Annotated in this window: 16 protein-coding genes and 2 pseudogenes; 9 read left to right on the forward strand and 9 right to left on the reverse strand. The window is 68.9% G+C overall.

Annotated elements, in window-relative coordinates:
• Positions 1-29: 29 nt before the first annotated feature.
• Both AC07EJ_RS33650 and AC07EJ_RS33655 read right to left on the reverse strand, forming a co-directional pair.
• Positions 30-947: an NADP-dependent oxidoreductase gene (locus tag AC07EJ_RS33650; RefSeq protein ID WP_393585382.1), complete on the reverse strand. Its 918-nt coding sequence runs from the start codon at positions 945-947 to the stop codon at positions 30-32.
• A 408-nt stretch (positions 948-1355) separates the two neighbouring features.
• Positions 1356-2198 carry a hypothetical protein gene (locus tag AC07EJ_RS33655; RefSeq protein WP_393585380.1) on the reverse strand — a complete coding sequence of 281 codons (843 nt, stop codon included), beginning with the start codon at positions 2196-2198 and terminating at the stop codon, positions 1356-1358.
• Between the two features lie 1952 nt (positions 2199-4150).
• On the opposite strand from AC07EJ_RS33655, the gene AC07EJ_RS33660 reads away from it, so the two are divergent.
• On the forward strand, positions 4151-4459 hold the full coding sequence (locus AC07EJ_RS33660) for a hypothetical protein (protein WP_389491096.1): 309 nt from the start codon (positions 4151-4153) through the stop codon (positions 4457-4459).
• A gap of 100 nt (positions 4460-4559) precedes the next feature.
• On the opposite strand, the gene AC07EJ_RS33665 is transcribed toward AC07EJ_RS33660, so the two are convergent.
• Positions 4560-5294 (reverse strand): helix-turn-helix domain-containing protein, encoded by a 735-nt coding sequence (locus tag AC07EJ_RS33665; protein WP_478885680.1) that lies wholly within the window; start codon positions 5292-5294, stop codon positions 4560-4562.
• Positions 5295-5619: 325 nt separating this feature from the next.
• On the opposite strand from AC07EJ_RS33665, the gene AC07EJ_RS33670 reads away from it, so the two are divergent.
• Together AC07EJ_RS33670 and AC07EJ_RS33675 are read left to right on the forward strand one after the other, a co-directional pair.
• A complete protein-coding gene (locus AC07EJ_RS33670; protein WP_478885681.1) occupies positions 5620-6291 on the forward strand; it encodes a DUF4097 family beta strand repeat-containing protein in 672 nt (223 codons plus the stop codon).
• Between the two features lie 31 nt (positions 6292-6322).
• Positions 6323-6619: pseudogene (locus AC07EJ_RS33675) on the forward strand (ATP-binding cassette domain-containing protein); the annotation flags it as partial.
• Between the two features lie 654 nt (positions 6620-7273).
• Here AC07EJ_RS33675 and AC07EJ_RS33680 read toward each other — a convergent pair.
• Positions 7274-8743: an FG-GAP-like repeat-containing protein gene (locus AC07EJ_RS33680; protein WP_478885682.1), complete on the reverse strand. Its 1470-nt coding sequence runs from the start codon at positions 8741-8743 to the stop codon at positions 7274-7276.
• A 491-nt stretch (positions 8744-9234) separates the two neighbouring features.
• Between AC07EJ_RS33680 and AC07EJ_RS33685 the strand changes: the two genes are divergently transcribed.
• Both AC07EJ_RS33685 and AC07EJ_RS33690 read left to right on the forward strand, forming a co-directional pair.
• Positions 9235-10275 (forward strand): sigma-70 family RNA polymerase sigma factor, encoded by a 1041-nt coding sequence (locus tag AC07EJ_RS33685; protein ID WP_478885683.1) that lies wholly within the window; start codon positions 9235-9237, stop codon positions 10273-10275.
• A 113-nt stretch (positions 10276-10388) separates the two neighbouring features.
• Complete coding sequence (locus tag AC07EJ_RS33690; protein WP_393585375.1) at positions 10389-11585, forward strand: NAD(P)/FAD-dependent oxidoreductase; 1197 nt, start codon at positions 10389-10391, stop codon at positions 11583-11585.
• 190 nt (positions 11586-11775) lie between these two features.
• Here AC07EJ_RS33690 and AC07EJ_RS33695 read toward each other — a convergent pair whose 3' ends face one another.
• Positions 11776-12141, reverse strand: coding sequence for a hypothetical protein (locus tag AC07EJ_RS33695; protein WP_478885684.1), 366 nt, complete (start codon positions 12139-12141; stop codon positions 11776-11778).
• Positions 12142-13151: 1010 nt separating this feature from the next.
• Between AC07EJ_RS33695 and AC07EJ_RS33700 the strand changes: the two genes are divergently transcribed.
• Positions 13152-13991, forward strand: a complete 840-nt coding sequence (locus AC07EJ_RS33700; protein ID WP_389487966.1) for an enoyl-CoA hydratase/isomerase family protein — start codon at positions 13152-13154, stop codon at positions 13989-13991.
• 697 nt (positions 13992-14688) lie between these two features.
• Positions 14689-15483: a non-ribosomal peptide synthetase gene (locus AC07EJ_RS33705; protein ID WP_389487964.1), complete on the forward strand. Its 795-nt coding sequence runs from the start codon at positions 14689-14691 to the stop codon at positions 15481-15483.
• 132 nt (positions 15484-15615) lie between these two features.
• Here AC07EJ_RS33705 and AC07EJ_RS33710 read toward each other — a convergent pair.
• A pseudogene (locus AC07EJ_RS33710) lies at positions 15616-15769 on the reverse strand (NF041680 family putative transposase); the annotation flags it as partial.
• A gap of 267 nt (positions 15770-16036) precedes the next feature.
• Between AC07EJ_RS33710 and AC07EJ_RS33715 the strand changes: the two are divergent.
• A complete protein-coding gene (locus AC07EJ_RS33715; protein ID WP_478885685.1) occupies positions 16037-16186 on the forward strand; it encodes a hypothetical protein in 150 nt (49 codons plus the stop codon).
• Positions 16187-17003: 817 nt separating this feature from the next.
• Complete coding sequence (locus AC07EJ_RS33720; protein WP_478885715.1) at positions 17004-17738, forward strand: nucleoside/nucleotide kinase family protein; 735 nt, start codon at positions 17004-17006, stop codon at positions 17736-17738.
• 356 nt (positions 17739-18094) lie between these two features.
• On the opposite strand, the gene AC07EJ_RS33725 is transcribed toward AC07EJ_RS33720, so the two are convergent.
• The 3 genes from AC07EJ_RS33725 to AC07EJ_RS33735 all read right to left on the reverse strand — a co-directional run bounded on the left by AC07EJ_RS33725 (position 18095) and on the right by AC07EJ_RS33735 (position 21020).
• Positions 18095-18655, reverse strand: a complete 561-nt coding sequence (locus tag AC07EJ_RS33725; protein ID WP_389487960.1) for a hypothetical protein — start codon at positions 18653-18655, stop codon at positions 18095-18097.
• Positions 18656-18930: 275 nt separating this feature from the next.
• Positions 18931-20067 carry a PQQ-dependent sugar dehydrogenase gene (locus AC07EJ_RS33730; RefSeq protein WP_478885686.1) on the reverse strand — a complete coding sequence of 379 codons (1137 nt, stop codon included), beginning with the start codon at positions 20065-20067 and terminating at the stop codon, positions 18931-18933.
• 311 nt (positions 20068-20378) lie between these two features.
• A complete protein-coding gene (locus AC07EJ_RS33735; RefSeq protein WP_478885687.1) occupies positions 20379-21020 on the reverse strand; it encodes a TetR/AcrR family transcriptional regulator in 642 nt (213 codons plus the stop codon).
• Positions 21021-21137 lie beyond the last annotated feature (117 nt).

Genomic DNA, 21137 nt, shown 5'->3' on the forward strand with positions numbered 1-21137 from the left:
GGCTCCCTGACCAGCAGGGAGCCCGAGGCCTACGGCCGGAGAACGATCTTGCCGTGGGTGTGCTGCCGTTCCAGCTCGCCGAACGCGTCTCGCACCCGCTCCAGCGGGTAGGTGTGGGCGATCGGCACTCTCAGCTCCCCCCGCGCGGCGAGCCGGGCCAGTTCGCCGAGCACGACCGCGCACGCCGCCGCACCTTCTCCGTAGGTCCCTGCTCCGACCTTGGCCGCGGCCTGCCAATCGCTGATCGTGTTGATCCGTTCGGGCCGTACGCCCAACTCCACTGCCAGGTCCACGTAGCCGTCGCCGAACGTGTCGATGAACGCGTCGACGTTCCCGCCGGAAGCCTGCCGGATCCGGTCCGCCACGCCCTCCCCGTACGCCACCGGGACAACTCCCCGATCCTTCAGCCAGGCGTGGTTCCGCTCGCTCGCCAGCCCGATCACCGTGGCGCCACGCCGCCGCGCGAGCTGCACGGCAAGAGACCCGACGCCGCCCGCCGCACCGGACACGACGACCGTGTCGGCAGGTTCGGGGTCCACCGCGAACACGGTGGCGTATGCGGTCGTGCCGGCCACGTACAACGACCCTGCTACGTCCCAGGACAGCCCCTTGGGACGGGAGACCACGTTCACGTCGTCGACCACGACGAACTCCGCATGGCTCGCCCTGCGATGGGTGAAGCCCAACACTTCATCGCCCACCGCGAAGCCGCGTACGTGCGGACCGATCTCCGCCACGACGCCGGCCAGATCGCTGCCCTGCCCGGAAGGGAACGTCGCAGGCCAGCGTTCGTGCAGCGCGCCCGTGCGGATATGTGCCTCGCCCGGCTGGATCCCGGCCGCGCGGACCTCGACCAGCACCTGCCCGGGGCCGGGTGCCGGCCGTTCCACCTCCTCCACCCGCAGTACATCGATCCCGCCGTACTCGTGGAACCGCACCGCCTTCATCAGGTGATCACCGCTCTCCTCGTTCGTACAAGGCTTGGACGGCCACGCACCGGATGGCTACAGCGACCGTGCCATCGCACCCAACGGCTGGGCCACAGAGCGGTATTCCCCCGCGCGTCGCCGATGGAAAAACCGTCCGCTGCGACGTCAGCCTCGCCGGCCGCGCACCTGCGGCCTGACCTCCGCCGTGCAATCCGAGCACGCCGGAAATCGGTCGAGCGCTGTCGGCTTCCCACCATGTTGCGCTGATCGCGGCGGGGACGCGCCCGCATTCGATCCAAGAACAGGCTGTCCGGGGAGAGCGGGGTGTGCAGCCGGCCGCTGAGGACGGCGAGGGCCGTTGGCCGGCTTCGCGAAACTATCCGCGCCGGCGGCGAGGCTGAACTCGGCGTCACCCGGCCTACGAGCCTATGGGTGTTCGCCGAGTTGGAGGACGCCGGCGAGGGAGAAGCACAGGGCGCCGGTGAGGGTGCCCCAGTTGGCGATGTCGGCGTTGACGAGGCTCTCGGTGGCCGGGCGAGTGTAGGCAGCGAGCGCTGAGACCATGAAGAGGGCCGAGCCCAGCTGGTTCACGGCGACGATCCACCAGCCAAGGCTGTCCGGGCGGAGGCGGGGCCGGCCATGGCAGATCTCGACCATTCCCAGGTGGCCTGAGACCAGGAAGAGCGAGCAGCCGATCACGTCGGGCGCCCAGATCAGCCGGTTGACCTGCTGGACGTTCAGGCCTTCCAGGAAGGAGTCCAGAAGGTCGACGGCGAAGACAAGGGTGCCCGCGAACAGGACGAAGGTGCTCAGCCAGTCCACCCGCATCGGTTCGTAACTCCACCACCGCCAGCGGGGAGTGACCAGTTGGCCTTCACCGCCGCCCACGTGGCGGGGCGCGTTGATCACCTGGAGCAGTGAGACGTACCCGCCCGTGTTGAAGAACAGGCCGCCGACGAAGTAGATCGAGGCGCACTGAGTGGCGTCTCCGGAGCCGAACTGGGCGAAGGCCGCGCCGGCGGCGAAGAACGCCCCGCCGATGACGAAGGCGGTCGCCGCGATGGTGTTGAGTCTGCCGAGGCGGGCGATGGCAACAGCGTCCGCACGGTTGTGCCGAGTGGTCCCAGTGCCGGGGGTTCGGACGGCGAGTACCCCGCGTCGGCGCGCGAGCCGGGACTCCCACACAGCGGTGCCGCCGCTGGGCGGGTGCCAGGTGAGCCGGGTGATGAACGGTCCCGCGCCGTCGGCGCGCTGCACAGGTTGTCCCACAGGCCGAGCTTAGAGATTCAGGAAGGGCCGGGAGGCGGGCGAAACGCCGTCCTGCCGAGCCGTCGCTGCAGCTTGCGGGGGTGAGCCATCGTTCCTGGCCGGCCCGTCCTCGGCGGCGGGATGCGGGGCGCGGCCGGTCCTTGCGGGCGCGTCGGCGGCGATACCGTCCTCTACCTCGGGCTGATGTGTGTGCGGTGGTTGTCGCCGCGCCACCACAGCAGTCGTGGCCGCCGGTCGGGGGTCCCAGTCTGGGTTTGGGAGCGTGCTGTCTGTGGGGGATCGTCGGGCGCGGGCGACAGACGAACTCGGTGGCCGGCGCGAGTGCTTGGCGGGCCTCGCCCGTCGTGGTGGAGGGCTGGTTCTGCTCGCGGGCGAGCTTGTGGATCTCATGGCCGAAACTCCCGAGCAGGCTCGTCAGATTGGCCTTCTCCAGTTCCGTCGTGCGGCTGTCGACGACCTCGGCGATGTCGTCGAGCCACCACTCCGACATCTCTCTGACCACTTGACCGTCCCTGGCTGTCAGGAGCTCGTGGCACAACCGCCGCGCAAGCGGGAAGCGAGGCGGATCCCTGGCGATCCGGCCCAGCTGCTGCTCCACCTCTGCGGCCGCACTCCTCAGCTCATGGGCCCGCGCCGTCTCCGGAGCCCGCCGGTCCTCAGGGCGCTGTACCTCCTCGGCCTTCAGACGCTGGCTTTCTGCTGGGCACCACGCTTCGTTACCGCGCACAAGGCCTCGTTGACCTGGTGCCCGGGCATCCCGACGACGCGGCCAGGCAGCCCCGACCTCGTAGCCGAGGATTCACTTCGCGCGCGCAGCGCCCCAGGCGCCGCCAACCCAACAGGCAAAGCAGCGCGGGCCCTCTGCCGCGGCCGGTCAGGCTCTGCCCGCCCGGACGAGCCCGGCAAGCATCTTCCTCGACTGCTCCCTGGTCGCGCAGCAGGGCGGGGCGAAGCAGAGTCCTGGGCGCCGGTGAGGCGATGCACGCCAGGTACAGGGCACCTTGCACGACGGCCGCACTCTCCAGGGCCTCGGCCTCAGCGGAGCGCCCACGCTCCTCAGCAGACCAGTACAGCCGCACATTCCCGGGAACGACGACTGCCCCTCCCCCGCCCGGACACGGGCGCGGGCGCAGACGCAGGTGCGGACAGGGCGCCCCCCCCAGACGACCGCTCGTAGCTCGACCGGACGTAGAGAAGTCACTCAAGCGTCCGTCCAGGCTCAACTCCGATGGCGGCATTCCCTCACTCATCCAGACCCCAAGGACTACGCCAGAAGCCGGGGCTTCACCGGACGACGACCACTACGCCTCACTGACCCCACCCGCCAGGGCACAGCCAGCGCTGTACGGGGAGGGAAGGCGCACTGGCCGTTCGAGGACCGCTGAGGAGAACACAACCGCGGGTGGCGTCCGGGTGCCCAGAAGTACTAGGCCGCCGGACCTGGCTCGCACCCCCCACGCTCGTGGCAGAGCCGCCCTGCCCACCTGAGCACCCCGCACCCCGCAGAGACACGGACGCGATGGGCGCGCGGGCCGGCATCTCGCGAACGCGCCGACGCCGCATTCCTGCGCTCGAGCGCGACGATGGTGTTTGCTGCGCACGTCATGCGACAGCCGCGGTTTCCACGAGTTGAGGGGTGGCAGGCCTCGACCCGGCGGAGGCGGCATCTAACCGCCCCCCGATCGCGTGAAGCGCCCTCTCGGAACGAACCTCCTACCAGGCAGGCACCGTCATTCTGTGCACATTGCCCGGCGGCAGATCAGCGTGCGGGACGCGTGTGGGACGGCGAGAATCCGAGCCGCCAGTCCGAGGGCTTGCGGGAGCGGAGCGTCGGCCTGCCTGCGAGGGCGGTGTGGCAGCCCGGGCGGGGACGAGAGTTGGGGGTTGACCTCAAGTCTGGTTGAGCTTCTAGATTCGGGGCGCCAATGTTGACGCATCTGAGGGGAGCCGCCATGAGGGCACTGGTGCTGGGAAGGACGCCCGCCAGGGTGACGGAGGTGCTGGCCACGCTGCACGCGGACGGCTTTGACGCCGAGGGAGTGAGCACCGACGAGGGGGCCCGGAGGCTGTTGGAGACCGAGGAGTTCGGGGTGCTGATCATCGGCGGGGGCGTGGAGCCCGACTCCCGCGCGGCGGTCAAGGAGTTCGCGGCGGAGCAGGGGGTGCAGCAGGTGATCGACGGCGCCTTGACAGCTCCGTTCGACGCCTACGTGCGACGGGAGTTCGAGCCACTGATCCGGGAAGCCGCCTCCAAGGGGTGACGGCGATTGGTCGTCCCTCATGGCCACAGCCCGGAAGCTGTTGAGCCGGTTCGCCTGCGCGCCGGCGAAGACGGCTACGTGTCTGCGGTCCGAGGGCGGCTCAGGTAGTGCTGTCCTTCGGCGGTTCGGGTTGGGTATGGAGGATGTCGCGGGCCTGTTCCGCCGCGCGCGCGATGCTTTCGGAGACGAAATCGAGGAAACGGGCGATGTTCTCCAGACGGGTTGCCGCCGGAGTACCTGACCCGAGAACGCCGACACCCTGCCGCGCGATGTCAACCATGTGGGCGGTGGAGCGGGCGGAGGCCATCATCGACTGGTACATGATGTCGTTGTCCACGACATAACGCTCACGGCGGCGTTCATCGCGCTCCCGGCGGACCATGCCCTGACTCTCCAGAAACGCGACCGCCTTGGAGATGGACGCAGGACTGACCTGCAGACGCTGGACGAGTTCGGCCGCGGTCAGACTGCCCGTGTCGGTGAGGGTGAGACAGGACATCACCCGGGCCATCATCTTCGGCGTGCCCGACTGTATGAGAACCGTCGTGAACGTCTCCTCATACGCGCGCACCGCCTCGACGTCACGCCCGTGAGCCTGCGCCCGCGCGCCCGGGTCACGGGGCGCTGCCGGCTGCTTGCGGCGGGAACGCTGTTCCGTCGCACGATGGGCGAGGTCCGCACGGTAGGCGGTCGGGCCGCCGTTACGCATCACCTCACGCGTGACCGTCGACGTCGGACGCTCCAGGTTTCTGGCGATCTCGGCATAAGCCAGGCCATCGGCCAACCCCAGCGCGATCTGCTGACGCTCCTGCTGGGTAAGTCTGCCTCCCGGCATTGCGCTCCCCTTCTCCTTCACGACCCTGCGCCGACCCCGGCGCCCATCCGCGGCATCCGGTGTTCGTACCCGGCAACCGTGCCCAGAGGCCGGCATTCGCGTCCGGCATCCGTGACTGACGTCCGGCGGGTCGACCATAGCGTTCACTCCCATTCCATTGCAACGACCAGGGGTGTGGCCCGTTGCGTTAGAGTCCAGACCATTGCAATGAAATCCCTGCAACTACCTGCGCTTATAGGGTTCTTGCACAACAAGGGTGTTGCCCGATCATTGAATGCAACGTAGCGTTTCGCTCATCAGAAACCACGGATTCACGGAGTGCACCATGCAGAAGTTCGACACCCCCTCCCCCGTCACCGCCGTCCTGGACATCCCCGCGGGACGCATCCAGTTCATCGCCGCCGACCGCGCCGACACCACCGTCGAGATCCTGCCCGCCGACAAGTCCAAGAGCCGCGACGTGAAAGCGGCCGAGCAGACCACGGTCACCTACGCCGACGGTGTTCTTCGGATCGAGGCGGCAGCTTCGAAGAACCGGATCCTGGGCAACTCCGGATCCGTCGAAGTGACCGTCCAGCTGCCCGCCGACTCCCGCGTCAAGGCGAAGACCGCCGCCGCGGAACTGCGGGGCGTGGGACGCCTCGGCGACGTCACCTTCGAAGGCGCGCAGGCCTTGGTCAAGCTCGACGAGACTGCCGGCGCCCGCCTCACCCTCCAGGCCGGCGACATCCTCATCGGCCGCCTGGGCGGTCCCGCACAGATCAGCACACAGAAGGGCGACCTGAACATCGCCGAAGCCACGAGCGGCACGGTCGAACTGCGCACCGAATCAGGCGACATCACCATCGGCGCCGCCCGCGGCACCTCCGCCACCCTCGACGCCGGCACCACCTACGGCCGCATCCACAACACCCTGAAGAACACCGAAGGCTCCACCGCCGGCCTCAACATCCAGGCCACCACCGCCCACGGCGACATCACCGCCCGCAGCCTCTGACCCCGCCCGCGGTCTCTGAGAAACAGTCAGCATGACGAACCCTGCCATCGCGGCGAACAGGCTGGGCAAGTCCTACGGCGACAAGACCGTCCTCGACGGCATCGACCTGACCGTCCCTGAGGGAATCATCTTCTCCCTGCTCGGGCCGAACGGCGCCGGCAAGACCACCACCGTCAAGATCCTCTCCACTCTCCACTCCCTCGACCCCGCCTCCGGCGAGATCCGCGCCGGAGGCCTCCACCTCACCGCCCAGGCGCAGACCGTGGGGGCCGCGATCGGAGTCATCGGACAGTTCTCCGCCGTCGACGGCCTCATCGCCGGTGACGAGGTCAGCAGGCGGGCCTGGCGCGACCTGCTCCTTGAACCGCGCCAGCCACACCCCGCGCAGAACAGGGCCTTGTTCCATGAACGCGTGGCTGAGCGACCGGCGTGGCGGTCGGCATCGCAGACAACCGCGAACCGGCCGCCGGCCCGTGGCGTGCGCTGGGGACTGGCCGAGCGGACGGTCGCCTCCAGCTGTACGGAGGCGGCGCGGCACCGTCGAGTGCCGAGAACACGTTTGCCAGGCCAACGCGTTCCGCCGAAACAGTGGTGAGTTGTTCCCTGCCCGCACCCCTGATGGGCAGCGGTGCCCGCCTGCGCCACAGAGTGCCCGCGAAGGCCGTACGGCGACGACAGGCACCACACGGCGACCTCGAACATGGAGGGCGCCGCCCCACCCGTACGCGGCCCCGGCAGGATCCGGCGGACCGAGTCCGCCCAAGCACCTCCTGGACGGACCCGTTGAGCGTGAGCTCGCGCTCTCAGACCTGTGACCTCCGGCCTCGGCACGCCCCTCAAGCTGACCGAATCGAGAGCATGCCCTTGCATCCCGCGACCAGGTAGGAGCTGATCATCCATCGTCCACCACTTCGACAGGTCTTCCATGGCGGGGCGGGCCAGCGCTGTGTGTGCGGGGGGGCGCAACGTCGGTTGGGCGCACTCAGCGGCTGCTCAGCGGCTTGCCGTACTTCTGAGCCGTGGAGAGGTCCGGGAGGCCGAGTGTGCGGGGTGAGAAGGCCGTCGAGCCGCCGGCCGAGCCGCTGCGGAGGAACCATGCGGCGCCCAAGGAGGCGTTCTCCCCGGGGGATCCGACCATGACATCCGGTACACCGTCGGCGTTGCCGTCACTCGAGGCGACCGCCGCGCCGAAGGTGTCCCCCGCCTCGGCGACGCCCGGGACGCCGGGCGTGTCCTGGTTCCAGGCAACGGACCTGGCGGCGCCCCCTGCGTCGAGCAGGCCCTGAGCGCCGCCGTAGAGCAGCCAGGCGGCGCCCGCCCCCGCTTTGCTTCCGATGGCCTCGCCGGGAGCGCCCGCAATCAGGTCGTCGCGGCCGTCGCGGTTCACGTCGGTGACGGCGAGTGCGGCGCCGAAGCGGTCGCCGTCCTCGGCCACGCCCGGGACGCCCGCCGTGTCCTGGTTGAGGGTCTGGGCTCGGCTGCCGAACGAACCGCCCGCGGGGCTTCCGTAGTGGATGTGGATACCGCCCCCCTGGGCGAGCTTTTCGGGGCCGCACGGGTCGTCGATGTTCTCGTCGGCGATCTCTCGGCATTCGCCGAGCGCCAGGTCGTCGTGGCCGTCGCCGTCGAAGTCGCCGGCGGCCAGGGCGGTCACGCCGGCGTTGTCCGTGTTCCAGAAGTTGGCCATCTCGGCCCGGTCTGCGTCCCACTTCCACAGGCGCACGTGGGACTGCGTGTTGGGATTGCCCGCGGTCCAGTACGCCACGGCCAGGTCCCCGATGCCGTCGCTGTCGAAGTCGCCGGTGGCCAGGACGGGGGCGCGGCCGCCCATGGGGGCGGCGACGACGGTGGTGACCATGCTGTCCTCGCCCTGGATGACACGGGCGACGACCTTGTCGGTCCCGCCGATCACGATCACCTTGTTGTCGCCGCCGGTCAGGTCGGCTGCCATGACCGACATGCCGTACGCGGCCGACGGTGACGGCCCCGTGAGCACCGTCGACCCCGGTCCCGGCCCGCCCTTCGAGCCGCCCACGGCGATGACCATGCCCGCATCGGTACCGCGGTCGGTGACGTCCTCGCCGGGGACACCGGCGAGGAGTTCCGCGATGCCGTCGCCGTTGAGGTCTGTCAGGGCCACGGATGCGCCGAAGCGGTCGCCCGCTTCCGGGGTGCCGGGAACCTCGGGAGTGGCCTGGGTGACTCGGATGCTTCCGTGGGCGCCGACGCCCTTCGGGCCGCCCCAGACGACGTTCACGTACCCGGCCTTGGCCTGGCCGCCGACGGTTCCGTCCGGGACGCCGACGGCGAGGTCCGCGTAGCCGTCGCCGTTGAAGTCGCTCGTGACGGTACGGGGTGCGGCAGCGGTGGCGCCGGACGGGAACACGAGCCCGGCGGTGGCCGCGGCGGCGGCTGCGATGGCGTACGTCAGGATGCGGCAGTTGTGTGGCACGGAGGCTCCACTCGGTCGACGGGGTACGAGTCGTCTGGTGTGACCATCGAAGGGTGCAGCTGGTTGTACGAAGTTCATGGGTGGTGCGAACGCGGACTTGCCTCACCTGGTCGACTGGTGCGAGATCTACGCTGACTCGTACATCAAGCGGTATGAGGCGTGCGTCTCGAGCGTCGAGTGCGAGTACGCGGGGCCGCGCCGACACCGACGGCACCGCAGACAGCGAGGGCAGTCACGGGAGGGACGACTCCTGCACCCATGGGCGACCGTCCAACATCCGCCCCACGCCCCGCATACCGCAGGCCTGGAATGACGCTCCCCGCCGGCAGGGCCTCCAACCGGACCTCGGGCGAACACCCTACGTACGCCATCGACTTGGGCAATGAGCACGCGTTGATCGGCGTGCCGAACGGCGAGGTCGGCGTTCGCCGATAGACGTGCCCTTCTCGTGCAGCCGGGGAACCGCGCATCCCGCCCGTTAGGATCCTGGAATGGCTCTGACCCTGAGTGACGTGGACCGGTTCGAGGCGGCCAGGCCCCGCCTCGAGGCCATCGCCTACCGCATGCTCGGCTCGGCGAGCGAGGCGGAGGACGCCGCGCAGGAGACCTATCTGCGCTGGCAGGCCGCCGATGTCGAACGCATCGAGGTGCCCGAGGCCTGGCTGACCAAGGTGCTCACCAACCTCTGCCTCAACCAGCTCGCTTCGGCCCGTGCGCGCCGCGAGACCTACGTCGGCCAGTGGCTGCCCGAACCGCTACTCGAAGGGGACCCGATGCTGGGCCCGGCGGAGACGGCCGAGCAGCGCGAGTCGGTGTCGTACGCCGTGCTGGTCCTTCTGGAGCGGCTCTCGCCCAACGAGCGTGCGGTGTACGTGCTGCGCGAGGCGTTCGCGTACTCCCACCGGGAGATCGCCGAGATCCTGGGCCTCAGCGAGGCGGCCAGCCAGCAGATCTTCCATCGCGCGAAGAAGCATGTGGCGCAGGGCAGGGCGCAAGCGGCTTCCGATGGTGGTGCAGTTGGTGGGGGTGTGGCTGATGAGGGTGCAGCTGGCGGGGCGGCTTGGGGCGGGGCTGCCGCCGGGGCACGGGCCGAGATCGACGAGGCGGCCGCGCGCCGTGTCGTCGAGGAGTTCCTCGCTGCGGCGACCAGCGGTGAGACCGGGCCGCTGATCAAGCTGCTCACCTCGGACGCCATCGCGGTCGGCGACGGCGGCGGGAAGGTGCCGGCCCGGGCCAGCGCCTTCGAGGGCGCAGTCGTGGTGGCGAAGTTCCTGCGCGGGCTGTTCAAGCCGGCCCAGGCCAAGCGGGATCTGGTCGGCGGTTCGCCCGACCTCTACGCCACCACCGCCAACGGTGGCCCCGCGATCGTCGCGGTGGTCGGCGGGCGGGTCTTCGGGATCATGTGCCTGGAGCGGGCGCGGGAGGGCATCGTCGCGGTCCGCAGCCAGGTCAACCCTGACAAGCTGGAGCGCGCGACAGAGCGCTGGGCCGCAGGCGATTTCGGTAGTCCGGTTCTGGCCGAAGCCCTCTGAGCCGCCATGTGACGCAGGCCACACTCCTCTCCTGTCAGGAATCCACGGGCTGCCCGGTTCAGGGGGTGTGACCGGCCAGAAGGCGCCGGATCCGCGCAGACAGGAGCAGGCAAATGCAGCACCGCATCATCGTCCTCGGCGCCGGCTACTCCGGAGCGATCGCGGCCGGCCGGCTCGCCAAACGGCTGCGCCGCGAGGACGTCGCCATCACCCTCGTCAACGCCGAACCCGACTTCGTCGAGCGGGTCCGGATGCACCAGCTGGCCGTGGGCCAGGAGCTGAAGTCGCGCCCACTGCGTCAGATGTTCTCGGGCACGGGGGTCGAGCTGAAGCTGGCGAAGGTCACGACGATCGACGTGGACCGCAAGACGGTCGACGTGGAGAGCGCCGACGGCTCGGAACGACTGTCGTACGACACCCTCGTCTACGCCCTCGGCAGCGGATGGAACGCAGGCGGCGTCCCTGGCGTCGCCGAGCACGGCCACCAGATCGCGGGCCGTTCCGGTGCGCTCCGGCTGCGAGAGCGCCTGTCCCAGCTCGCCGAGGGCGAGACGGTGGTCGTCGTGGGTGGCGGACTGACCGGACTGGAGTTCGTCACGGAGGTGGCCGAGGCCCGCCCGGACCTCGACGTCGCGCTGGCCGCGCGCGGCGAACTGGGCGACTGGCTCTCCGCGAAGGGCCGCGCACACCTGCGCAAGGTCACCGACGGGCTCGGCATCACGGTGTACGAGAACGCCTCGGCGGCCACGGTCGAGGCGAACCGCGTCACGACCACGGACGGCCGGACCATTCCGGCCGCCGTCACCGTCTGGACCACGGGCTTCGCGGTTCACCCGCTGGCGAAGGCCACCGGCCTCGAACTCGCGGACAGCGGCCGCATCGTGGTCGACGCGACGATGCGCTCGGTCTCAAACCCGGACGTGTATGCGATCGGTGACTCCGGCCATGCCCTGGGCGCAGGCGACAAGCCACTGCGTATGTCCTGCGCCTCGGGCGCCCCCATGGCCTGGCAGGCCGCCGACTCCATCGCGGCCCGTCTGACCGACACCAAGCTGCCGAACGCCCCGCTGCGCTACTTCAACCAGTGCATCTCGCTCGGCCGCAAGGAGGGCCTGATCCAGTTCGTCACCGCCGACGACCGCTCCGTGGACCGCGCCTTGGCCGGCAGCTTCGCGGCCCGCTACAAGGAGTTGGTCTGCAAGGGCGCGGCCTGGGCTGTTGCCAACCCGACGCTGGGCATTCCGGTACGGCGGCGGCGGGTGGTGGCCGACCGAGCTGCGTCGAAGGGGACGGCACGGGTGGCGGCCTGAAGCACGTACCACCTTGCGTACGTCAGGAAGACCCCGGCTGCTCCGGGTCCTTCCGCCAGCACTCGACCGCACCACTGGCGACCTGCAGGCGGGCCGCAGGCTCCCGCCGCGGGTCGGCTGGGTGGTGGCCGGCGACGAGGTCTACGGAGGCAACCCAACCCCGCGCTGGCCCAGCACTGGGTCGGATCCGTCATGGCCGTCTCGTGCCGCACCGAATTCCGCACGGCCGGTGGGAAGTTCCGTGTCGATTCACCGATAGGCAGGCGGCGCGAAAGGGCCACGCCACTACGGCTGGGCCGACGATGACGTAGCCGACGTTGTCGGGGTCGATTTCGTCGGCGTACGCGTCCAGCAGACGTCGCACGCCCGTGTCGCGGTCACCTTCGCCGAGCAGCGAAGACAGGCCTTCCGGCGACACCAGCACCGGCACCGGCTCACTCCAGTGCCGGGACGGCGACGGGAGGACGGCCTTGCCCAGCGGGTGGTCGTGTTCCAGGTGGGTGAAAGCCGCACGGGCCTCGGTCAGCGGCTGGGAACCGCAGGCTCGGAACTGCACCCATGGGCTGACCGAAACCAGGGGGTTCCGGGATTGCTGGAAGGGACGGAGCGGGAACCCGCCGGTCTTCAGCGGTCGTAGACGGGAGTCTACGGTGGGTTCTCCTGCTCAGCGGCTGCTGAGCAAGCAGGGATGTCACGCAGGCACTCGCCCGTCTGGCATGCCTTCCACCTCTACTTGCAGCTGGCCAACTCCCCGGCCAGGCACCGAGCCTGTTGGTCCACTGACTGCCAGGTGAGGTGGGTGGACTTCTCAACAAAGGTGGCCAGCACCGGATCCTCTATTGCGAGAGTTCCCCACAACCAACCCATAAGGCAGAGTCAAGACGGAGCCGAGCACCGCAGCAGCCACCAGCCGAGCATCGGACCGCCGGGCCCCTTCAGCGGCCGCAGCTCGAGGGCGAGAGCTCGAGGCTGCTGCGGTCACCCCATGGACGTCCGATCCGATCTTCATCCAGTCAGCCTATTGCTCGGAAATCTCAGACCGGTACTCAGGCTTGGGTGATCTCACCTGTCGTCAGGCCGGTGTTGACACGATGCTGATGCACCGGCCCCTGCGGGCGATGGTCAAGCACGGCCTGGACGGGGCCCTTCGCAGCAGACCGGGGGCCGGGATGGACGTTGGACGTACCGCTCAGCGGAGTGTGGTGGCGGCCGAAGACACCCTGTGTGCGCATCCCAGGTGCGCTCTCGCAGGAAGGCTCCATGAGCCGGGGTTCTGGCGCAATTTCTGTGGAGCGCACGCTCAGCGTGGCTGTTGGTCTTGGGTGACGGCTCCGAAGGGACCACTCGAAGGCAGTCATCCGTCGTCCGCAGCCATGTCGTGGCTGTCAGTTCTGAGTCGTGGATGAGGTCATGCTCTGCATGGAGCAACTGCTGAGGTCGGGCTCTGGCAGGTGGAGCGGCAGTGGTGAGAGATCACCGCGCGCCCGTCGCGCTGTGGCTCGATGAGCGCCAGCTTCGACAGCCGGGTTTGCCATGGGCCGTGAAGTGCGCCGAAAGGAAGAGAACATGACCGACTCGTACGAAACGATCAGCACCAGGCTGGACGGCAACGTCCTGTACGCCACCTTCAACGCCCCGCCGATCAACCTCATCGGTCCCGAGGTCGTCCGTGACCTGGTCGAGCTGATCGAGGAGCTTTCCCAACCGGTGCCCCCACGGGTGGTGGTCTTCGACAGTGCGGATCCCGACTTCTTCTTCCCGCACGTCGACCTGACCAAAGTGCCCGAATACACCGCCGAAGCCGCGAGAGCCGGGGGCCCGGGCGACGCCTCCTTGGGGATGCTGTTCCTCAAGCTCAGCGAGATCCCGGTGGTGACTGTCGCCAAGTTGCGCGGCCGGGCGCGAGGGGCGGGCAGCGAGTTCCTCCTCGCCTGCGACATGCGCTTCGCCTCCCGGGAGAACGCTGTCCTGGGCCAGCCCGAAGTCGGCATCGGCACCCCGCCGGGCGCGGGAGCGATCCAGCACCTCACCCGCCTGCTGGGCCGGGGCCGAGCGCTCGAAGCCGTGCTGACGTCGGCCGATTTCGGTGCCGAACTCGCCGAACGCTACGGATGGATCAACCGCGCGGTGCCCGACGCCGAGCTGGACGAGTTCGTAGCCGACCTTGCCGCGCGCATCGGGGACTTCCCCCGCGATGCGCTGATCGCGGCCAAAGCCGCCATCAATGCCATCAGCCTGCCAACTCCGGTCGCCCTGCGCGCGGATGCCGCCCTGTTCCAGCAGCTTGTTCGGGGAGAGAAGGCGCAGCAACGCACGGCAGCACTGTTCGAACGGGGCTTCCAAACCCGTGGCCGTACCGAGCTCGACCTCGGTGACGCCCTGGGCGACTTGGAGGCCGTCGACTGATGCTGACGACCAACCATGCACCCGACCCCGATCCATGGTGCTGTCGTGAAGGCCGGCCAGGGTCAGCACGGATGTAGCAGCTGCGACCATGCCGGCAACCACGGCAGGAACCCGGACGGGCGTTGAGCAATTTCCCGGAGGGAAGCCAGAGGGGTAGTCGCCACTCAGCCTGCGCTCACCACGGAAGTTACGCCGGAACAACCCGAGTTGGTTCTGGCTCACATTCCGGGTAGCTGTTACGGGGTTCTGTTACGGAGAGTCAGATCTTCGGGTCCATGCGATGGCGGTCTCATTGTCAGAGGCTGCTGGCAGCATCGCCGCTATGAACATCACCCGTACCACCCCGCCGCGGCCGGTCGACGTCACCGCGGTCTTCCCCCAACTGGCTCAGCTGGCACGCACGGCAACCCGGTTGCACCCCCAACCCGGGTCTCCGTCGCCGCGCGACAGTTCGGTCGGTGGCCCGCTCCTGTGGCCCGCCGACGAGCCCTGGCCCCACTGCGACGGCCCTCATGAAGTGGACGGACTGAACCCGACAATGGCGCCGGCGGATGTGCGGGTGGAACGGCGGATCCGTACCGCCATGCGAGGCAGGAGCCTGACCCCGCAGGAGCAAGAGACTCTTGACCGAATCCGTCCCCGGCGGGAGCTTCCGCTGAAACCGGCGGTCTCCCGGCCCTATGAGGGATCCATAGCGATGCTGCCGCTCGCGCAGCTGTACGTGCGGGACGTGCCCGATCTACACGCACCGGCCGGGGCGGACCTGCTTCAGGTTCTGTGGTGCCCCTTCGATCACCCGATCATGCCCAGGACCGCGCTGCTCTGGCGGTCGGCAGCCACAGTGACCGGCATCCTCACCACGGCCCCGGAACCGCCGGCGGTGCAGTTCGACAGCTACCTGCCCGAGCCGTGCCTGCTCAACCCGGAGCAGGTCACCGAGTACCCCAACCCCATGGAGTTGAGCAAGGAGCTGTGGGAGCGGCTCGGGGATTGGAACACGTGGCAGGCAGCCGACGCCGCTATGGACAGTTCTTCCGCTCCCCACCCGGAGGAGTTCTACAAGAACGAGCTGTCCGTTGCACCGGGCTGGAAAGTCGGCGGCTGGGCTTCCTGGGGCCCCACCGACCCCGTCCCCCAGTTCTGCCCCGCCTGTGACACCAAGATGGACCCGCTGCTGACTATCGCCACCTTCGAATGGGACGACAGCAACCGCAGTTGGATCCCTGACGAAGATTGCGCAGATCAAGCCCGCGCGAGGGCGTCCTCCACGCAGACCCGCCCGGAAGCCCAGGCCGTGATCGACTTCTTCCGCGCCAAAGGCATTGAGGTGCACGACCGTGGTCGTGTCCCCCTCGAAGCCCGCGCCACGCCACCCGTCACCGACTCTGTCCCGAGACAACCGACCGCGGTCCAAATCGGCAGCGGATACATACAGCAGCTCTACGTCTGCCCGACTTCGCCGAAGCATCCCCACACCGAACTCATGCAGTAGCCGGCCAGACGGCAACCCACCGCACAGTGATCGCCACTGCCGGCTCCCGCTTGAGGAGGGAACCTGGCCGAACACGCCGGAACCGCGTGCCCCACCACGAGACCCAGGCCCTTCCGTTCAGAACATCTGATCCCCGCGCCGATGCTCGGCTATCAACGTGAGGTCCACCGGCGCCCTCACCGGGCCGTCCGCACACAGCAACATGTCCACCAGCTCGAACAGTTCGTCCCCGCGCGGTCACGCAGTCGAACAAGTCCTCCCGGAAGCTCGACGCCTTCGCGAGCATTTCCCCGGGACTCGCATCAGGCAGCAGACCCACCCACGCGGAACGCCTCCGCCTATGCCGTCCGCACGTACTCGCACGAGGGTGGGAGTGGACGTGAGGGTGAGGGTGAGGGTGAGGGTGAGGGTGAGGCATCCTCGACGCCCCCCCGGGGGGCACGAGAGCCGTGGTGGCACAGGAGTGGGAGGTTCTGATTGGGTGGGCGTTCCGGCCTCACACGAGAAAGATCCTGCCGAGCCCTCACGCTACTGGGCGATCCGCGGCCGCGTCGTGTCGTCCACGACCGAGGGCGCCGAAGCACACATCGACAAGGTGGCCCATAAGTACCTCGGCGGACCATATCCCTGGTTCGGCGGGCGCGATCAAGTGCGCGTCATGCTCACCATCACCGCCGACAAGGTGCACTCGCCGCGCGGATGAGCCACTGACAGATCACATCCGCCCCCCGCGGACCCGCCCGACCCCAACCACCGCAACTCGCCGCGACTCGCCGCAACAAACCAGCGCCACTTGACCGAACGATCGGAAGGCCGGCAGCACCGGCTATGCCTTCTGCGAGTCGACGATCTTGTCCAGTTCGGGCATCTCCTCGGCATGGGCGCCTATCCGCCTGCTCAGACTGCCGGTCGTGAAGAGCGCCACGCCGGCGGAGGGAGTTCGCCGAACCCAGCTGCCGCGTGAGGTGACGTCACGACGGATCCATTCACGCGGGAGGTGGGAGGCGTCCCTTGCCGATGGGGCCGCGACGGCGCACGCGCTCACCTCCGGCGCAGACTCGAGAACGTAGAGCGTCCACCGCTCAGTCACGGGAGGGACGGAACGCGCCGTCTCGCAGGGCGGCCTCGATCTCTTGGGTTGATCAGCCGGACCACCACGGAGAAGCGGCGCTATTGATGGCGATGACGGAGCCGGCCGCGCGCTACGCGAACTGGCCGGGACCGCAGTGCGTCTGCTGCTGGCTCGCATCGCGAACCCGCAGGCCGCGCCGCAAGCAGTGACGGTCCCGACCGAGTTCCGCCACCGCGACTCATGTGGCTGCGGCCACCGCAGACACAGGCCGGCTTCCCGTTAACAGGTGCCCTCTGGATTGCCCGCGCGTACGCACAGCCAGGTAGGACCCATGAGACTCCCATGAGACATCCATGACCCAGTTCAATGTCACCTTGAAGCCACGTTTTCCAGGTTGGACGAACCGGAGGTTCCAGTGACGCACTCCCCTCACTCCCAGACGACCGGTTTGGGCGCCGCCGACGCCCCTGGAGAGACATCCGTCGCCGATCTCCATCAACGTGCGCGTGCCCTCGCCGCATCAGGACAGCGGGCGATCCTGGGGATCGTCGGGGCACCCGGCTCGGGAAAGTCCACCCTCGCCGCCCGTCTCGTCGCCGAGCTCGGCCCGCGTACGGCCGTCGTGGTTCCCATGGACGGCTTCCATCTGGCCAACAGCGAACTGGATCGGCTCGGCCGTCGGGAGCGCAAGGGAGCACCGGACACCTTCGACGTCGCCGGGTACTCAGCACTTCTTCAGCGGCTGCGCGATCCCGCCGAAGACTGCGTGTACGCCCCGGAGTTCCGCCGCGAGATCGAGGAAGCGGTAGCCGGCGCCATTCCGGTCCCGGCTGACGTACCCCTGATCATCACTGAGGGCAATTACCTCCTGCTCGACGACGGTGATTGGGCGTCCGTCAGAACGCTCCTCGATCAGGTCTGGTTCGTGGCCACTGATCACGAGACGAGACTGCAGCGGCTCATCGAACGGCACGTGGCCTATGGCAAATCCCCCACACAGGCCCGCGCCTGGTCTCTCGGCAGCGACCAGGACAACGCCGACCTTGTCAGCGCCACGCTGCACCGGGCCGACCTCGTACTCTCTCCGCCGTCCCTGGGCCACGTGCCGCACTCGGACCAGGACACCTCCGTTCGGCCCGAGGCCGAGATGCCGGGCGAGGCAGCCCCAGCCGCAAAGAAGTAGAAGACGACGGCAGGTCACCGCCAGGGACTCAGCGACGACCCGTCAGATCGCGGTCAGGCCCGCGAGTGGGATCTCGGCGTTGGTTCGACGTTGTCAGCACCCTGAGGAGAACCCGCTCATGGCCTGGGCCGGCTGTGTGGCCAGAAGGCTGGGCACTCGGACCGAAGCTGACCACCAACGTCGCTCACGCAGGCCCGGTCGTCGCCGGACAGCCGGCGGACCGGTGGCCTCGGACGTCGGCTTCGGGCGTCGGCTTCGGGCGTTGGCCTCGGGCGGTCGGCAGGCCCTGGTCTCCCCGGCGGTGCCCGCTGCAGGCTCGGCCGTCAGGCGACGCCGCCACGTATGGCACGGGAGGGTCAGTCGGTGATGTACCAGTCGTTCTTGAGGTACTCCAGCGTGTAGCTGCCGAGGTCGCTCTCGGAGAAGGTGGCGGAGGCCCTGACCGCTTCGACCGGCATCTCGATCTTGTCGGGCGTGCGCACGACGACACGCTGCGGGTCGACCGTCGCGGTCTGCAGGGCCTTCCTCTGCGCGGGCGAGATCATCTGGAACACAGTGGCGTACGTCGACATGCACGGGCCGAGCCCCTGGTCCTGCGCCTTCTTCGCGGCGGGCCCGGCCACCAAGCAGACTGTGTCGATGTCCTCATGGCCGAGGGCGTGGAGGTACTGCTCGTACCGCTGGATAGCGCGCTCCTTCGTCCTGGGCGCGGGCTGGTCGCCCGTCGGGGTAGCCGCCGGCTTCTTTGACCTAGCGGGCGCGGACGGCGTGGCCGACCGCTCCTTTGCCCGTGTGGACGCGGACGTCTGCGAAGGCTTCCCGTCCGTGCCCTCCTTCGTCTTCTCCGGACCGCACGCGCACGCCACAAGCACCACGCAGGCCGATACCGCCACACTCAGCATCGCTCGCGCTCTCATCCGGTCCCCTCCGGTCGCCCCATCACCACCCGTCAACACGTCAGACCTCACGCAGGATCCGGGGGAACGGTTCCCGAGCCGGTCCAGGCGTCGTGCCCGGTGCCGTGCTCGTCACCGTCCCGCTGACGACACCTGTGAATCGCCCCCTGACAGCGCACATGACGAATGCGCCCGTGGTCGTCGACGAAATCCACCGGCAGCCATGCGCCGCCCGACTTCCAAGGGAGCGCGAGTCGGACGGCGCGGCGCTCATACGGCCTTGCGGGACCGGGCCACTACGCCGGGTCGATGCGGGAGATGCCGCCGCCCAGCGCGAGCACGTACAACTCCCCCTTGCAGCCCTGTACGAAGGAGATGACCTCGCCACCATTGACACCGAGGTCGTTCACTGCGGTCACCTTGCCGTTCTCCAACTTCAGGGAGCGGACGGTGCCGTCGCAGTAGTCGCTGAACACGTACTGGCCCTTGAGGTCTGGGATCGCCTTGCCGCGATAGACGTAGCCGCCGGTCACCGAGCAGCCGAGGCCGGTGCGGTCGTACTCGTGGATCGGGGGAACATGATTCGCCGGCTCCACGCCGCCCCTGAAGGGATGGGTGCCCTCCATTTGGGACCAGCCGTAGTTCTCGCCACCCTTGCTGCTCGCCGGCGCCCAGTCGATCTCCTCCCAGTCGCTCTGGCCGACGTCACCGATCAGTAGATCGCCGGTGCCCGCGTCGAAGGAGAACCGCCAGGGGTTCCGCAGGCCGTACGCCCAGATCTCGCTCCTCGCGTCCGGGTCGCCGACGAACGGGTTGTCCGGCGGAATCGCGTACGGCGTGTCGCCGCGCGGGTCGATCCGCAACAGCTTGCCGAGCAGTGTGCCGAGATTCTGCCCGTTGCCGTGCGGGTCACCGCCGGAGCCGCCGTCGCCGAGCGCGATGTAGAGGTAACCGTCGGGGCTGAACTTGATGTCGCCGCCGTTGTGGTTGTCGTAGGGCTGCGTCTGGGTGAGGACGGTGCGCCGGGTGTCCGGCAGGAGCTTGCCGTGAGACACGGCGAACTCGTCGATGGTGCTGGTGCCTTCGAGGTTCGTGAACGAGATGTAGAAGTGCGTGAACTGCTCGTCGAACGCGATGCCCAGCAGGCCGCGTTCGCCGTCGGTGGTGGTCTCGGCGGAGATGTCGAGCACGGGCTCGCCGAGCCCCTGATTGCCCAAGATCCGGATCGTACCGGCCCGTTCGGCTATCCAGACGGTACCTCCGGGACCTGCGGTGCCGGCGGTCGGATTCTGCGCGGTGGCCACGTTCGTGAGCGTGACTTCCGCAGCCTGCGGCTGGGCCTTGCGCTGGTCCGCGGATGCCGTTGTCAAGGCGAGGGAGGCGACGAGACCGATGGTGCCGATGATTGCAAAGCTCTTCGTGCGCACTTTCACCGTGATCCTCCTGGAGGCGGCGAACAGGGGCACCCGGCTGCTCAGGGCAGTGTTGGGTCAGCGTCGCCCGCGCCAGCACGCAACCTGGGTGGGGGGAAGGGGTGGGGGAAGAGATACCACTGGCCACGGATGAGAATACCGAGGCGCAAGCGTTTGGTATAGACCAAGGACTGTTGTTGAGTATTCCTGGTTGAGCAGGTCATACCGGCAGGCGCCCAAGTGGGCTGCGGCCACGGGAACTTGACCTCCAGCCGATACCGCCCAGGCTGAGGCCCGCCAGACCCGACTCACACAAGCCCGGAGCACGCGCTTCAAGTCCGGCGGCAGACCCGCTCGACCAGGGTCTGCCAGCCGGCCCCCAGCGGGCGGGCTCGACGCTGGAAGGCGGCGTCGGACTCGGCGCCTGCCTCCGGGCCGCTCCCCGGCAGCGCGAGGAAGATCATGAACGGGCCTTCGAGGGCGCTCGTGAGCTGGACGGTCAGGCTGTCGAGGTCGGCGACGCCGATGTCCGCCCGGCCCAGCAGCATGCGGATGTGGGCCTGGGTGAACATGCTGCCGCCCTCGGCCGGGACGGGCCGGTGCCGGTCCAGGGCAGCCCGGACGATCGTGACGTGGTCGAGGAGGTAGGCGATGCGGGCCCGGCCGTACGCGACCAGCCGCTCGAGGGGGTCCGCGCCGGGGCCGAGCGGGGGCGGGCCGGCCAGGACCTGGCGCTGGAAGGCGTGTTCGTCGTCGTCGAGCAGGGCATGGAAGATCCCGGCCCGGGTGCCGAAGCGGCGATAGACGGTGCCCTTACCCAAGCCGGCACGCTCGGCGAGGCCGTCCATGGTGACCTTGTCCGCTCCCAGCCCAGCGACCATCTCGCGGGCCGCGGCCAGCAGCTGCTCACGGTTGCGAGCGGCGTCGGCACGTTCGGTGCGGGGTCGTCCCAGGGGGAGCGGCGATCGTTCCATCCGGCAAATCTATCTCCGCCCGGCTACCCGTCCGGCCATCCGCCCGACTGCCCGTCCGCCCATCGGATCCAGCTGCCCGGCCAGTCATCCGTCCGGCCAACCGGAATATAAACGGGG

This window comes from Streptomyces sp. NPDC045026 (genome assembly GCF_056432625.1).

Bases quoted from the DNA above. Each gene is read 5' to 3' on its own strand.
- AC07EJ_RS33650 (WP_393585382.1), bottom strand. From the start codon at position 947: ATGAAGGCGGTGCGGTTCCACGAGTACGGCGGGATCGATGTACTGCGG.
- AC07EJ_RS33660 (WP_389491096.1), top strand. From the start codon at position 4,151: ATGAGGGCACTGGTGCTGGGAAGGACGCCCGCCAGGGTGACGGAGGTG.
- AC07EJ_RS33665 (WP_478885680.1), bottom strand. From the start codon at position 5,294: ATGCCGGGAGGCAGACTTACCCAGCAGGAGCGTCAGCAGATCGCGCTG.
- AC07EJ_RS33670 (WP_478885681.1), top strand. From the start codon at position 5,620: ATGCAGAAGTTCGACACCCCCTCCCCCGTCACCGCCGTCCTGGACATC.
- AC07EJ_RS33685 (WP_478885683.1), top strand. From the start codon at position 9,235: ATGGCTCTGACCCTGAGTGACGTGGACCGGTTCGAGGCGGCCAGGCCC.
- AC07EJ_RS33690 (WP_393585375.1), top strand. From the start codon at position 10,389: ATGCAGCACCGCATCATCGTCCTCGGCGCCGGCTACTCCGGAGCGATC.
- AC07EJ_RS33700 (WP_389487966.1), top strand. From the start codon at position 13,152: ATGACCGACTCGTACGAAACGATCAGCACCAGGCTGGACGGCAACGTC.
- AC07EJ_RS33705 (WP_389487964.1), top strand. From the start codon at position 14,689: ATGCTGCCGCTCGCGCAGCTGTACGTGCGGGACGTGCCCGATCTACAC.
- AC07EJ_RS33725 (WP_389487960.1), bottom strand. From the start codon at position 18,655: ATGAGAGCGCGAGCGATGCTGAGTGTGGCGGTATCGGCCTGCGTGGTG.
- AC07EJ_RS33735 (WP_478885687.1), bottom strand. From the start codon at position 21,020: ATGGAACGATCGCCGCTCCCCCTGGGACGACCCCGCACCGAACGTGCC.